The organism is Bacteroidia bacterium (assembly GCA_020852255.1).
Classification (GTDB): Bacteria; Bacteroidota; Bacteroidia; order JADZBD01; family JADZBD01; genus JADZBD01.
The window spans coordinates 31,176-44,850 of the sequence record JADZBD010000018.1; the positions used below are offsets into that span (position 1 = coordinate 31,176).

Below are 13,675 nucleotides of genomic sequence, written 5' to 3' on the forward strand. Positions count from 1 at the left end.
TCATGGTTGAAGAGGATATTGACCGGCCCGGGTGGAGAAAGGATATGGCCGGGAAGTTGGGGATCAAAGTTTGGATTGAAGACCGGCTTCGGTTCTCCGGTAATCATATCCGCGAACTTAGAAATGCCGGGGTTTTTGTGGTGGGATTGGATCTTGTAGCCCGGGACGAAGAATATCCTGATTTGGTATTTAGTATCATGCCTTGTTTTTATGGTTTGTGCAAGGCAAGATCGAAGGTGTTTCAAGGCATGGAATTTTTTGTGCTGGATCCCGCATTGCGCGAATTCCGAAGGGAGCGGAAGGAAATCAGAAAAGTGTTGGTGATGTTTGGTGGTACAGACACGCATTCTATAACATGGAAAGTGGCGGAGCAACTGCAGGGTGTATATGCACTTAAGGTAGTTCTTGGAGCTGGAACGGAAACTCGGATGTTCCCTGCAGGAGAGAAGGGTATAGAGGTGGTGCGTTCACCGGAATTACTATATAAGGAGTTTCCGGATTGCGACCTTGCTGTTTGTGCGGGAGGAATTACACCGTTCGAAATGGTTAGCACCGGGTTGCCTGTATGTATGATTGCTACGGAGGAACATGAGAAGATGAATGCAAGGTTTATTGCCGATCAAGGGATGGGAGTGGTTTTGGGCGATCGCCTGAATTATGATCTTCAGCCTGAAAAATTCGGGTCATTGAATCTTGCTCACTATAGCCGGAAAGGACTGGATTCGTTCCGTCATTACGGTGCCGGAAATATCATCAACAGGATCAGAGAGTTCGCATGAGAGCTGTGATACATCAGCCGGATTTTATGCCTTACATTGGATTTTTCCACCGGCTTCTCCATGCTGATCAGTGGATTGTCTTTGATCATGTGCAATTCTTGTCTAATAGTAAGAGCTGGCACCATCGGGATAAGATCAAATCGGCGCATGGAGAGCGCTGGCTGACAGTTTCTGTTAAAAAATGCCCGCAGAAAACACCGATCAATGAAGTATTACTTTCGGACACCACAGATTGGAGATCGGATAATCTCAATCTGATTCGCCAGGATTATCGCCAGTCTGCTTGGTTCAATGAGATATTTCCGCGGATAGAAAAATTGTACTCAACACCTTGCGAGCGATTGGTAGAATTTAATATCTTATCGATTGAAATGCTGATGGAAATGTTTGATGTCAGAATTAGTACGGTTCTTTCAAGCTCCCTTTCTCCGGAAGGTGCAAAGAATGAGCTCTTGATAGATCTATTGTCGAAGGTAGGGGCCGACGAGTATCTGTCGGGAGTGGGAGCAAAGGATTACCTCCGGCCTGAATTGTTCGACCAGGCCGGAATCAAACTACTTATTCAACAATTCACTCATCCGGTTTATCCCCAGATCAATGGAGATTTTATCCCTTTCCTTTCTTCTATTGATATTCTTTTCAACTGCGGAATTGAAAAATCCTCGGCTATTATCAGATCAATATGAAATTTGAGACTTGTCCCATTTGCTCTTCGAAAGATATTTTCGAATACATGCATGGGGTGTTTGATAATCCGGAGGCCATCGTAAAAGAATGCAGAACCTGTGGCCTCCAGTATCTGTATCCCATGTTTACTGATGAGGAGGAAGATGTCTATTATCGTAATTATTATGAAAGTCAGTCTGTCCGGCATTTTAAATCGAATTCGCTGAAGGATATGCAGGACGCCGCCCTCAGACTATACAATAATTACGAGGGGTATTATAAAGCATTGCTCGAAAATACAGAAGCTGTTCTGGAAGTGGGATGTGGTACCGGAGGGTTCATTAAATTTCTGGCAAGTACAGGAGAGAATTTCCTCTACCACGGCGTGGAAAGATCGGAGTCGAATCTGACATTTCTACGGGAATACAAACATTGGGACACTATCACTCCTGAGTTTTTTGAAACCTTCGGAGATCTGCCTGCGGGACAACAATATGATCTTGTTACGGCTTTCGGTGTGCTCGAGCACGTCCGTTTCCCTGACCAATTCCTCGAAGAATTAATACTTAAAGTCAGACCAGGTGGGCGTGTGGTTTTCAATGTTCCTAATAAGAATAACCCACTTGTTTCCTGGCTTGAATTGGAAGAATTCCGGAAGTTCACTTACATGATGCAGCATTGTTACACATTCACAGAAGAATCGCTGAAGACACTGGGGAAGCGCCATCATTTAGCAGTGAAAGAATTCAATTACCAACAGGTCTGGTCTCTGGACAATCACCTTTCCTGGTTGAAGAACAGGAAACCCCACGATTTCAGCCGGTTCACGCGATTACTTTCTCCGGAAACTATAGCATCCTATAACCGCGACCTGATCCGAAACAAGGAAACAGATCTGGTATCGGTGGTATTTAACTACAATCCTTAACTTGATAACATGAATATTCTGGCAATCGGTGCTCACTTTGATGACATTGAATTAGGCTGCGGTGGTGCACTGGCACGGCACGTTGCAAACGGAGACACAGTAATCGCATATGTAGCTACACTATCCGGTTATAAAAACGCAGACAATAAGGTGATCCGTCCTAATGAAATAGCCTTGAAGGAAGGGCAGGAGGCAATGAGGATACTGGGGGTTGAGCTGATTTGCGGCACATTTAATACCCTGGAACTTGAGTTTGCCGAGCCCCTGAATGTGCAAATTCTTCGAATCGTGGAAGAGCGTAAAATAGACAGGGTTTATATGCACTGGACAGGCGATGTACATCACGATCATATTAGCCTTGCACACGCATCCTTACATGCTTGCCGCCATGTGAAGAGAATACTAATGTATAGGAGCAACTGGTATCATTCTGGGAAAGTATTCAATGGGAATTATTATATCGATATCACTGAACACTGGGAGAAGAAGGAAAGTTCAATATTGGCTCATGAGTCAGAGTTAGGTAGAGTCAATAAGAAGTGGGTAAGCTTTTTCAGAAACGAAGCAGAGAATGCAGGACAACGAATCGGAGTGCCTTTAGCCGAGGTTTTTGAAGTTGTTAAATGGATTGAATAGTGGCTGCGCGAAACATTAAGCTTTTGATAAAAAAATGGCTCCTGCCTCCCGGGATTTCCGGGTTCCTGAGTGCGGGAGGGCATGCCGTTGTTTCGCAGGAGGATACTTCTCATATCCGGGAATTAAACAAAAAGGGAACCCTGCTTTCCGGTATCCATCAGGATGAAGATTGTTTCATTCTTGGAGCCGGACCGTCTATCAGGCAGCAGGATCTCCGAAAATTGATTGGCAAAGCGGTTATTAGCGTAAGCAATACCTATGTGCATGAGCATTTTTCTTACATTAAGCCGAGATACCATGTGCTTCCCAGCGTGTTTGCAAGCCATGGTCGTGTTTACGAGGAACATAAATTCCTTGACTGGTTAAGTGATATGGATAAAAACCTGGGTGCTGCTCAGGTGGTATTGCATTGGGGCGATAAGGAAAAAATAGAGCAAAATGCCATTTTTACCGGTAGGAAGTGCCATTGGGTGGAGTATGTGCCATGGAATGAGGATTTTTCTACTCCTATAGAATTTGGAAGAATACCAAACATCTGGTCTGTTTCTGAATTGGCGCTCACATTGGCTGTCTATTGTGGCTTCCGAAAAATATATTTGCTGGGTTTTGATCATGATTGGTTCAATGGACCCTTAAATTATTTCTTCGATACGCAAACGCAACATAAAGTGAAGCCAAGTACGGATCGGCTGGGCTATGCTGATGCTGAATATCAAATGCGAAGACACGCCTATATTTTTAAAAAGTACAAATACCTGAATAGTTTTAAACAAAATATTTATAATGCGAATGCTAATCCTGATTCATATGTGGATGTTTTTCCAAAAGTAGATTTTAACAGCTTATTCTGAACATGAATTCAACACTGATAAAGATCACTCCTGGTTTTCTCTTAAGACTGTATAATAGACTGTCTAACTCTATTAAATTTAAAGGGAAGATGATCAGATTCGAAGCCAAATTGAGTGTTGTAAATAGTACAGTGGGGCAGAATAGTACCTTCGGTTCTAATGTTAGTTTGAATGGATCCAGGCTTGGAGAAAATACGATTCTTGAATCAAATGTGAAGGTTGAGAATTCAAGAATTGGGAATACAGCCTATATTTACCGCAATGTTCATCTTTCAAGTTCAGAGCTTTCGGAAAATTGTATTGTCTATCCGGATTCCCATGTAGCAAACGCTCGATTGGGAGCATTCTCCTATATCGGGCAGAATTCATATATCAGTCTAACACATATTGGCAAATTTTGTTCCTTAGGGCCTAATTTGATTTCAGGTTGGGGTATTCACCCTACTAACGGAATATCCACACACCCAATGTTTTATTCTTCAAAAAAGAAGAATCGATTCACCTTTTCGGTTGAGGATAAGATCGAGGAAAGGAAAAGTATTTCTATTGGCAACGATGTTTTTATCGGCATGAATGTGATCCTCCTAGATGGCGTGAGTATTGGGGATGGTGCTGTGATCGGTGCCGGCGCTGTTGTGTCGAAAGATATTCCTCCTTATGCCATAGCCGTGGGATGTCCAATAAGGATTGTTGGATATCGATTTTCAGAAGAGGTGATTGAAAAGCTTCTCTCCATGAAATGGTGGGATTGGGAATTTGAAAAGCTAAAGGAAGTAGAGCGCTCCTTTTTCAATGTAGACGAGTTCATTAAAAAGTATAGAAAGGTTTAAGAACTGGATTATTCCTAAAACAGAATAGCTTTACTGTCTGCAGACGCCTTGTCTCCCCACCTTTTACACCACGAGTCGTACTTTTTTTTAATGTAGCTAGAGATACCTGTGGCTCTGATTAAGAAAGATGTTCAGCCTGTTAGATTCATTCATTTGGACATTATACCATCGATACGTCGAAAAGGAAAACTGATGGAGTTTGATGTTATCTATTATAACAAGAGCCTGATCAAGCTGTGATCACCTTCTTTACAACGGCTAAGAAATTTGAAGGGGAAACACGGAATAACCAACTAAATGCCATCCGAAGCTGGTTGATTCTTCACCCCGCTGTGGAAGTGATCCTTTTTCAATCGCCGCATGGCATTGACCCTGCAATGATAGATCCCAGAATCAAAATAGACCCATTTCCTGAATGTGTCAATAACATTCCCAGAATTGATTACATGTTTCAGTTTGTTTCAAAGCATGCAGCGAACTCCTATTGCTGCTTTATCAATTGTGATATTGTCCTTACGTCTGACTTTCTTAATGTTATTATGAACAGGCTAAGTGCATTAAAAAACGACTTTCTTGCAGTAGGGCAACGTTGGGATTTCGAAAACATTCAAGGGGAATGGCAATTTACTGAGGGGTGGCAGGATAAGTACCTCGGAAATCCGGCAATGCAATTGCATCCTCCCGCAGGTTCTGATTATTTCCTTTTTCCTAAGGGGCTGTACCCATCAGGTTCTATACCTCCGCTGATTGTAGGTCGGCCCGGATGGGATCTCTGGATGATTTATAATGCCCGCAAGCGGAAAATCTGCACGGTGGACCTGAGTGGAGTCTTTATGCTGTATCACCAGAATCACGACTATTCTCATAAAAATGTACATTATGAAAATAATCTGGATGAACCTGAAGCCATCCGTAATCTGAGTTTTCTTCCGGCCAGTGGAAAATATGAATTCACCCTTTTAGCCTGCGATTATGCGTTTGATGAGAAGGGGAAGATGGTGAAAAATTACGCCCGCTGGATGATGGAAAGATATTTGCGTATTTCCGCAGCACTTGGTCAGCACCGCACAATAGCCTGGATGAGGTATCGTTTTGCACAGATTTTATATAGAGTTTTCGGTCTCCGGTGAATTCCTCTTTGGCTCCCATCGTTCTTTTTGTCTATAACCGTCCCTGGCATACGGAGAAAACGTTGAATGCTCTGTCGCGTAATATACTGGCAGAGCAGTCTAAATTGTTTGTTTTCTGCGACGGTCCAAAACAAGATGCCGGCAACGAAGACCTTGATAAAATCAGGGAGGTGCGTGATCTGGTGAGATCTAAAAAATGGTGTGGAGAAGTGCATATTGTTGAGAGAGACAAGAATTTGGGGTTGGCGGAGTCAGTAATCAAGGGCGTCACACTTGTAGTGAATGAGCATGGAAAAATTATTGTACTGGAGGATGATCTTCTGACATCACCTCACTTCCTTCAGTATATGAATGAGGCCTTAAAGATGTATGCAGACAAGAAGAATGTTTTTCAGATCGCTGCGCACCAATATAATCTTAAAAAGAGGCCCGAAAATGTAGAGGCATTCTTTGCCCCTTATTGTACATCATGGGGATGGGGCACATGGAAGAGAGCCTGGGACCAATTCAATTATGAGTGCAAGGATTCTGATTTATTAGAAACTGACGAGTCATTACGCAATAGTTTCAATCTCGAAGGTGCATATCCCTTTGCGGAAATGATGACAATGAGTAAAAAAACTCAAAAAGTGGATTCCTGGGCAATACGATGGTGGTGGACTGTTTTTATAAATAAAGGGATCTCTCTTTTTCCTGTTCGTTCGCTTGTTGCGAATATTGGCTTTGATAGGTCGGGCACACATTCACATCATTTGAAGAACGAGGAGGTTGAAAACATTGAAAATATTCGTGTGAGGCATTTACCTGAAGTGGTTGACCAAAATGAAGTTCTTTTTAATGAAATGAAGGGTGTTATTAGAAAAATGTTAAATAGTAATACCAAAGAGGAGACAATTTGGATGAGAATCACAAATAAATTCAGAATAAGACACTAAAAAGTATGAAAAAAATCTTTCGCGCGATCACTCCGCCTGTTATTATTCAATTATTCAGAATGTTCAGGAAGTCTACGCAGGCGCCAAAAACCATACATGTTCAAAAACTCGGAGATCCTAAGCAACAAGACCTTGATCTGTATTATGATGTTACATATGCTGAGGCGCTGGAGGAGTGGGGTAAAGACAATACCTGGAATGAAATTCAAATGTTTTTGGCTTGCAGCCGCGGTAAGATTTTAGACATTGCCTGTGGGACTGGTAGAACAATCAAGCTTCTGGAGTCAAAAAACCCACAATGTGAAATATATGGGTTTGATATATCTGACTTGCTGATTGCAAAAGCGAGAGAAAAGGGAATTCCTGACAGTCGGTTGAAAATCGCGGATGCTACTAAGATGCCATATAGTACTGATGAGTTTGATTATTCGTATTCCATCGGTTCTCTTGAGCACTTTACTGAGGAAGGTATTGTGAAATTTATCTCTGAAAGCGCACGAGTTACAAAAGGCATGTCATTTCATATGATACCTGTATCAAAAAGCGGAAAGAATGAAGGTTGGATGAAAACGATCCAAAGTTTTTACAATAACTCTGAAGGATGGTGGATGGAAAAGTTTGGAAACAGCTTTAGCAGGGTTTATACTATTGCCTCAAAGTGGGAAGACCCGATTTCGTTTGGCAGGTGGTTTGTCTGTATTAAATGACCTGGGAGGAAATTATCATATCAATTCGTAAAGACCCGGGAATGTCTGCCCTGGTTAAGGATGCGTACCTTTCTGAGGATATTACTGCTAATGCATCTTCTTTTTTTGATTCCGATGAGTTTAAAGAAACAATCCGGATTCTCCGGGAGCTGAATTTTTTGAAAACCGCCGCCAGGCTGGCAGATGTCGGGGCCGGAAATGGTATTGCCAGTTATGCCTTTGCAAAGGCCGGATTCAGGGTTTGCGCTGTAGAGCCTGATCCAAGCCACACGGTTGGGGCCAATGCGATCCGGTGGCTTAAGGAAAAGTGTAAGATGGTAAATCTGGAGGTGTTTGAGGCCGGAGGCGAAAAAATGCCTTTTGAGTCCAATAGTATGGATATCGTTTACGTACGGCAGGCAATGCATCACGCGGCTAACCTGCGGAGTTTTGTAAGCGAATGTGCCCGCGTTTTAAAACCTGGCGGCTGCCTGTTTACGTGCAGGGATCATCTGATCTATGATGATAAGGATAAGGAGTTATTTCTGAATTCTCACCCACTCCATAAATATTACGGGGGCGAGAATGCCTATACGCTCACGGAATACACAAACGCTATCGAAAGTGCCGGACTTAAGATCCAAAAGATGCTTCGCCATTTCGATTCAGTTATAAATTACGCTCCGCTAACCAGCGAGGATATCAGGAAAAAGGAGCTGGATCAGGTGGCTTTCGTGGAAACGCTATTCCGGAAGCGCTTTGCGGGAGTGTTTCAACGAGTTCCAGGCCTTCATGACTGGTATAGAAGGAGAGCCATTGGCAAACTCGGACCTGCCAATGATGAACGGTCGGTTCCCGGCCGCCTTGTTACATTTATTGCCATCAAGCCCGAATGACAATTCTGATTATAGGTTCACGTGGATTTATTGGCAGCGCATGCCTGAGACACTTTTCTGCTCAGCATTCTGTAATCACTGCCGACATTGTTCCTGATAATTGTTCCACAGACCACTTTGAAATCAGCAAGGCAGCTGATTATAATAGGCTGTTCTCTGATAGGAGACCGGATTTGGTGATTAACGCATCCGGTGCTGCAAATGTTGGTCAGTCCTTCAGTGATCCGGAGAAAGACAGGCAACTCAATGTGCTGAATGTAGATAATATTCTTAATTCTATCGCACTGTCGGGCCTCAAGTGTAAGTTCATTAATTTCTCTAGTGCGGCAGTATACGGAAATCCGGATTCCCTGCCAGTGAAAGAGAACGCCCGGTTGAATCCCTTGAGTCCTTACGGCGCCCATAAACTGGAGTCAGAAGGCCTGCTCAGAAACTATTGGACGAAACACGGCATCTCCGCCTGCAGCCTGAGAATATTCTCTGCCTATGGCCCGGGCTTAAGAAAGCAGCTTTTCTGGGATCTTTATCACAAAGCCATGCAGAATAATGTTGTTACCCTGGCAGGAACGGGAGCAGAGTCACGGGATTTCATTTTTATTGACGACCTGGTTCATGCCATCGATCTGATCGCCACACGAGCGCCCATGAAGGGGGAAGCAATCAATGTGGCCACCGGCGAAGAGGTTACGATCAGGGCAGCTGCCGAAATCTTTCTCCGGCAAATGGGAATGGGTCACCGCCTTGAATTTAATGGTAAAGTCAGGGAAGGAGATCCAATGAACTGGAGAGCCGATATTACTTTATTGAAAGAGTGGGGGTTCGAATCAGCAACCACGATCGAGCTCGGGTTACATAAATACCTGAAATGGGTAAAATCAAACGTGTAGCTATTTATTTCAGAGACAATCCCCGGTGGACAGGGGGAGTCTATTATCTGCAAAATCTTATAAAGGCTGTTCATACGATTCAAATTCCTGAGAACATTGAGATCAGGGTGATTTGTTGTGAGGAAAAGGAATTGGACATGCTGCGAGAGTTGAATAACCGCCTTCCGGTTGAATTTATCCCTAAGAGTACCGTTTATCAGACGCACAGAACATGGGAACGGGTGATCAATCGCATTTCGCGACTATTGCTCAATAGAAATAGTATCCGCAGAGATACGCTCATTAACAGGTATGCTGGTAGTTCCGATTGGGTTTATCCGGCTCCTGAACCGGAGTTTTTTAATACGATTCCGGGTAGAATTTGCTGGATCCCTGACCTTCAGCACAAAGCATTGCCCGAGTTTTTTAGTGCGGAAGAACTGAATCGCAGAGAGGAAACTATTCGTCAGTACATAGTCTCAAAGCACCCACTCGTGTTTAGTTCCATTGCAGCACGTAACGACTTTATTACTTACTATACTCCAGGAACATTATCATTACACGTTTTGAATTTTGCCGTGTATCATCCTTCCCTTGGCCAATTGGATCCCAATAGAATAGTTGAAAAATATAATATTACTCAGCCTTTCGTATATGCCCCCAATCAGTTCTGGAAGCATAAGGACCATATTTCCGTGATTGAAGCGGTTTCGGAACTGGTGAAGGGGGGAGAGAAGGATTTGCTGGTTCTTTTTTCAGGCAATGAACATGATTATCGCTTTCCGGGGTATACCGACACACTGAAGCAAAGGGTCAAGGAGCTTGGCCTGACCGCAAACATCCGATTCTTAGGCTTTCTCCCAAGAGAAAACCAGCTCGTGCTGATGAAAAGAGCCTTGTTCATTCTTCAACCTTCATTGTTCGAAGGGTGGAGCACCGTGGTGGAAGATGCCAAAGCCCTGGATAAGCATGTCCTCGCTTCTGATCTGCCTGTTCACCGGGAACAACTGGGAAGCGCAGCCTCTTACTTTCCTGCCGGCTCTGTTCCTGGTCTCGCGGAGGCATTGCTGATATTGCTGAAAGGCAACATTCCGAAGCATGATTTTCAGTATGAACATAGTAGGAAGCGCTTTGCAACCGACTTTTTAGAAATCGTGACGAAGTTGTGAGTTTAAGGAGATCCCTTAAGGATTTAGCCTTTGCATTAGGGTGGAAGAATGTGGAATGCAACATTTGTAATCACAGAGATTTTCATATGCAGAGCGACAGCTGGCACGAACATACCGTCTGCCTGAAATGCCGGTCCCAGGTGAGGCATCGTTTGTTTAAGCAGATGCTGGATGTCCATCCCCGCTTCAACGCGAAAACACTGCTAGAAGACAAAACCGTGCTTCACTTCGCACCCGATGAAATGCTTCGCCCTTTTCTGAAAACTGCATCTGGCACCTATACCACTGCGGATTTGCTGGCTGAAGGATACAGTTACAGCGGTATTGACCGGATTCTGGATATTACTTCCATGCAAAGTGAGGTGAGCCAGGAAACCTATGATGCACTTATAGCCATGGATGTCCTCGAACATGTTCCCGATGATCGGGCCGCTCTGAGGGAAATACACCGGGTGCTGAAAAAAGGCGGACATTGTGTGTTGACCGTACCCCAGGATGACCATGCGGAAAATACAGACGAAGATGCTTCGGTCACAGATTCTGAAGCCAGAAGACTGAGGTTCGGACAATCGGATCATGTCAGAATCTACGGAAAGGATATTGTGAAGCGGATGGAAGAAGCAGGCTTTCAGGTTCATTGGGTGGATGAAAAAGATTTCCCGGCCGATGAGCAACAGCTCTTTGTCCTTTTTCCACCCAAATTATCTGGAGTGCCCCATGCAACCAACTTCCGGAAGATATATATAGGGATAAAGAAATGAATTCGCTTCCGCTGATCTCCATTGTCACTCCCAGCTTCAATCAGGCACCCTATCTTGAACAGACAATACGTTCGGTTCTGGATCAGAATTATCCCCGCCTGGAGTATATTATCGTGGACGGAGGAAGTACGGATGGATCCGTGGACATTATCAGGAAGTACGCAAGTCAGTTGAAATGGTGGGTATCTGAGAAGGATAACGGGCAGTCGGACGCTATTAATAAGGGAATGAAACACGCCACTGGAGATATTGTGAACTGGATTAATAGTGATGATTATCTGGAGCCGAATTCACTCTCTATGCTTGCTGAGGCATGGCAGAAGAATCGGAACGCGAATGTGTTTGTCTTCAGGCAAAGGGTTGTTAGGGGAGATACCCCATCGAATGGTGACCCTGTTGGAAGTACCACGGTGGAGATTTCACTGGAGGAGATGCTGGCGCGGGCCCATATTGATCAACCCGCTACATGGTTCAAAGGAGATGTAATGAGAGAACTTTTTCCGCTGAATCAGGCATATCAATATGTCATGGATGCCGAGTTGTGGTGCAGATACCTTTTCTCTCATGGTAAAGAGCGAATCGTTAGCGTTTCTTCGGTTATCGTCAATTTCAGGCTACATGACAAAAGCAAAACTACCGGAGCGCAATCCGGATTTTTTAGTGAAAAGAAGCGCCTCTCGCTGGAAGTGCTGGCTCATTGTACGGGCGAGTCGGAACTCGCTGCGAAGATTGCGGAAGTGATGCGGAAGGCAGGAAAGATTGATGGATATTCCATGAAGCATTGGTTGCAAGGCCCAAAACTGAACAGCAAGAAGCTTACAGAACTGCTTCTGAAAAAACTGGTTTATGATGTTTTTGAATCCGGGCAAAAATCATTGGGACGTGAAATATTAACAACGAAACTTCGCAGACTGACACTGATTGATCCACGTTACTTTTATCTCATAGCTAAATCATTTTTTTAGTGCCTTTCTTCACCGTCATCATTCCCACATATAATCGCGCAGTCAGACTCAAATTGGCAATTGAATCCGTACTTCAGCAATCATTTGGTGACTGGGAGCTTCTGATAATAGATGACGGTTCAACAGACGATACGCGCGAAACTGTGCTTCGTTATGAGGATTCAAGGATAAAATATCACTGGCAGGAAAACAAGGAAAGGAGTTCAGCACGAAACAAAGGTATTGATCTTTCTACCGGACAATACATATGTTTTCTGGATTCAGATGACACGTACGCCCCGAATCACCTTGAGGTTTTGCATTCTGTCATTCGACAAACAGGAGGGGAGTTGCTTCGTGTTTACGCCATTTTTAATAAGGAAAAGAGCGGCGATAAGATCCGCCAGGAAATACCATCGCGGGAATCCGGTTTGTTGGCTGACGCGGAAACACATTTTGTAAATGTGGTTTGTAACCCCTCTGCATTATGTGTGCGGAGGGAAATAGTAGACAAAGTCCGCTTTGATGAAGCGTTGTCGCTTGGCGAAGATTTTGATTTTATTATGCGCATTTTACAATATAAACCCATTTTTATCTCCGTTCCTGAACATACGATCATAATGGTTGAGCACGAAGATAATACCCTAAGCCAACAATCGCCTGAATTCCATCAGACGTATATTGATTCTTTGAAGAGCATACTTTACCGGCAGCTTGTTACAGATGAGAAGAACAGAAATACTCTTATGGATCGTATTACAAGGAGATACCGTTGGATGGCGGAGTGCCATAGGTTGAAGGGCAATGTTTTTCTGTACTGGTATTACAAAATATTCGCCAGACTGTCACGATAGAAGTTTTAAACATGGATCGAATAAAGAAAATTGTAGTGGGGGATCACAAAGATGTGGGCCTTGGTAATAAATTCTCCCGCCACCAGTGGATTGAAAGGACACTGAAGAATATCCCGTCGGGTTATAAATTGCTCGATGCCGGAGCAGGAGAACAGCAATTTAAAAAGTTTTGCTCCCACTTACATTATACTTCACAGGATTTCGCCGAATATGATGGCAGCGGTGATGGTAAAGGCATTCAGACGGAAAAATGGGATACCTCACAGTTAGATATCATATCTGACATTTGCTCACTTCCTGTTCCAAATTCCACGTTCGATGCCGTGCTTTGTACAGAAGTTCTTGAACATGTGCCCGATCCAGGACGTGCAATTACCGAATTGGTGCGTGTGTTGAGATCCGGCGGGCAGCTGATTATCACGGCTCCATTTGGTTCTCTTACTCATTTTGCTCCGTTTCATTTCACCACCGGCTTCAACAAATATTATTATCAGCACTGGATGCGGATTTTAGGATGCGAAATACTGGAGTTAGTTCCTAATGGTAATTATTTTGAATGGATAGCACAGGAAGTCCGATATGCTGAAACGGCATCGAAAACATACGGTGCTCCGAAAATGAGTTTGATCGAGAAGTGGGCGCAGAGGTACTTTCTTTCCTATCTTAAGCGCTGCGCATCTGCAAGCCCTTCAAGTGACGAATTGGCCTGTTTTGGTTTCCATCTTATTGCCCGTAAATTATGAT

The 13,675-nt window shown here is 43.8% G+C and carries 16 protein-coding genes; all 16 read left to right on the forward strand.

Annotated elements, in window-relative coordinates; translation table 11 throughout:
* Positions 1–2 precede the first annotated feature (2 nt).
* The gene (locus tag IT233_10305; GenBank protein MCC7303023.1) at positions 3–779 is read left to right on the forward strand and encodes a hypothetical protein; all 777 of its coding nucleotides are present in this window, start codon (positions 3–5) and stop codon (positions 777–779) included.
* On the forward strand, positions 776–1,465 hold the full coding sequence (locus IT233_10310) for a WbqC family protein (GenBank protein MCC7303024.1): 690 nt from the start codon (positions 776–778) through the stop codon (positions 1,463–1,465). Before IT233_10305 ends, IT233_10310 begins: the two co-directional genes overlap by 4 nt.
* Positions 1,462–2,373 (forward strand): class I SAM-dependent methyltransferase, encoded by a 912-nt coding sequence (locus tag IT233_10315; GenBank protein ID MCC7303025.1) that lies wholly within the window; start codon positions 1,462–1,464, stop codon positions 2,371–2,373. The genes IT233_10310 and IT233_10315 overlap by 4 nt, the downstream gene beginning before the upstream one ends.
* Before the next feature lie 9 nt (positions 2,374–2,382).
* Complete coding sequence (locus IT233_10320) at positions 2,383–3,009, forward strand: PIG-L family deacetylase (GenBank protein ID MCC7303026.1); 627 nt, start codon at positions 2,383–2,385, stop codon at positions 3,007–3,009.
* 23 nt (positions 3,010–3,032) lie between these two features.
* The gene (locus IT233_10325; protein ID MCC7303027.1) at positions 3,033–3,860 is read left to right on the forward strand and encodes a hypothetical protein; all 828 of its coding nucleotides are present in this window, start codon (positions 3,033–3,035) and stop codon (positions 3,858–3,860) included.
* A gap of 89 nt (positions 3,861–3,949) precedes the next feature.
* Positions 3,950–4,690, forward strand: coding sequence for an antibiotic acetyltransferase (locus IT233_10330; GenBank protein ID MCC7303028.1), 741 nt, complete (start codon positions 3,950–3,952; stop codon positions 4,688–4,690).
* A 236-nt stretch (positions 4,691–4,926) separates the two neighbouring features.
* Complete coding sequence (locus IT233_10335; GenBank protein MCC7303029.1) at positions 4,927–5,820, forward strand: hypothetical protein; 894 nt, start codon at positions 4,927–4,929, stop codon at positions 5,818–5,820.
* 8 nt (positions 5,821–5,828) lie between these two features.
* Positions 5,829–6,755 carry a glycosyltransferase gene (locus IT233_10340; GenBank protein ID MCC7303030.1) on the forward strand — a complete coding sequence of 309 codons (927 nt, stop codon included), beginning with the start codon at positions 5,829–5,831 and terminating at the stop codon, positions 6,753–6,755.
* Between the two features lie 5 nt (positions 6,756–6,760).
* Entirely contained in the window at positions 6,761–7,462 is a 702-nt protein-coding gene (locus IT233_10345) for a class I SAM-dependent methyltransferase (GenBank protein ID MCC7303031.1), read from the forward strand.
* Positions 7,463–7,503: 41 nt separating this feature from the next.
* Positions 7,504–8,337, forward strand: coding sequence for a class I SAM-dependent methyltransferase (locus IT233_10350; protein ID MCC7303032.1), 834 nt, complete (start codon positions 7,504–7,506; stop codon positions 8,335–8,337).
* The gene (locus tag IT233_10355; GenBank protein ID MCC7303033.1) at positions 8,334–9,224 is read left to right on the forward strand and encodes an NAD-dependent epimerase/dehydratase family protein; all 891 of its coding nucleotides are present in this window, start codon (positions 8,334–8,336) and stop codon (positions 9,222–9,224) included. Before IT233_10350 ends, IT233_10355 begins: the two co-directional genes overlap by 4 nt.
* Positions 9,203–10,372: a glycosyltransferase gene (locus IT233_10360; GenBank protein MCC7303034.1), complete on the forward strand. Its 1,170-nt coding sequence runs from the start codon at positions 9,203–9,205 to the stop codon at positions 10,370–10,372. The genes IT233_10355 and IT233_10360 overlap by 22 nt, the downstream gene beginning before the upstream one ends.
* Before the next feature lie 86 nt (positions 10,373–10,458).
* Positions 10,459–11,133, forward strand: a complete 675-nt coding sequence (locus tag IT233_10365; GenBank protein MCC7303035.1) for a class I SAM-dependent methyltransferase — start codon at positions 10,459–10,461, stop codon at positions 11,131–11,133.
* Entirely contained in the window at positions 11,130–12,098 is a 969-nt protein-coding gene (locus IT233_10370; protein ID MCC7303036.1) for a glycosyltransferase, read from the forward strand. The genes IT233_10365 and IT233_10370 overlap by 4 nt, the downstream gene beginning before the upstream one ends.
* A complete protein-coding gene (locus IT233_10375; GenBank protein MCC7303037.1) occupies positions 12,098–12,931 on the forward strand; it encodes a glycosyltransferase in 834 nt (277 codons plus the stop codon). Before IT233_10370 ends, IT233_10375 begins: the two co-directional genes overlap by 1 nt.
* Positions 12,932–12,942: 11 nt before the next feature.
* Positions 12,943–13,674, forward strand: a complete 732-nt coding sequence (locus IT233_10380) for a methyltransferase domain-containing protein (GenBank protein ID MCC7303038.1) — start codon at positions 12,943–12,945, stop codon at positions 13,672–13,674.
* The last annotated feature ends 1 nt before the right edge of the window (position 13,675 follow it).

Coding starts and splice junctions, on each gene's coding strand:
- IT233_10310 (MCC7303024.1), top strand. CDS start 776: ATGAGAGCTGTGATACATCAGCCGGATTTTATGCCTTACATTGGATTT.
- IT233_10345 (MCC7303031.1), top strand. CDS start 6,761: ATGAAAAAAATCTTTCGCGCGATCACTCCGCCTGTTATTATTCAATTA.
- IT233_10355 (MCC7303033.1), top strand. CDS start 8,334: ATGACAATTCTGATTATAGGTTCACGTGGATTTATTGGCAGCGCATGC.
- IT233_10370 (MCC7303036.1), top strand. CDS start 11,130: ATGAATTCGCTTCCGCTGATCTCCATTGTCACTCCCAGCTTCAATCAG.
- IT233_10305 (MCC7303023.1), top strand. CDS start 3: ATGGTTGAAGAGGATATTGACCGGCCCGGGTGGAGAAAGGATATGGCC.
- IT233_10365 (MCC7303035.1), top strand. CDS start 10,459: ATGCAGAGCGACAGCTGGCACGAACATACCGTCTGCCTGAAATGCCGG.
- IT233_10320 (MCC7303026.1), top strand. CDS start 2,383: ATGAATATTCTGGCAATCGGTGCTCACTTTGATGACATTGAATTAGGC.
- IT233_10350 (MCC7303032.1), top strand. CDS start 7,504: ATGTCTGCCCTGGTTAAGGATGCGTACCTTTCTGAGGATATTACTGCT.
- IT233_10315 (MCC7303025.1), top strand. CDS start 1,462: ATGAAATTTGAGACTTGTCCCATTTGCTCTTCGAAAGATATTTTCGAA.
- IT233_10360 (MCC7303034.1), top strand. CDS start 9,203: ATGGGTAAAATCAAACGTGTAGCTATTTATTTCAGAGACAATCCCCGG.
- IT233_10380 (MCC7303038.1), top strand. CDS start 12,943: ATGGATCGAATAAAGAAAATTGTAGTGGGGGATCACAAAGATGTGGGC.
- IT233_10330 (MCC7303028.1), top strand. CDS start 3,950: ATGATCAGATTCGAAGCCAAATTGAGTGTTGTAAATAGTACAGTGGGG.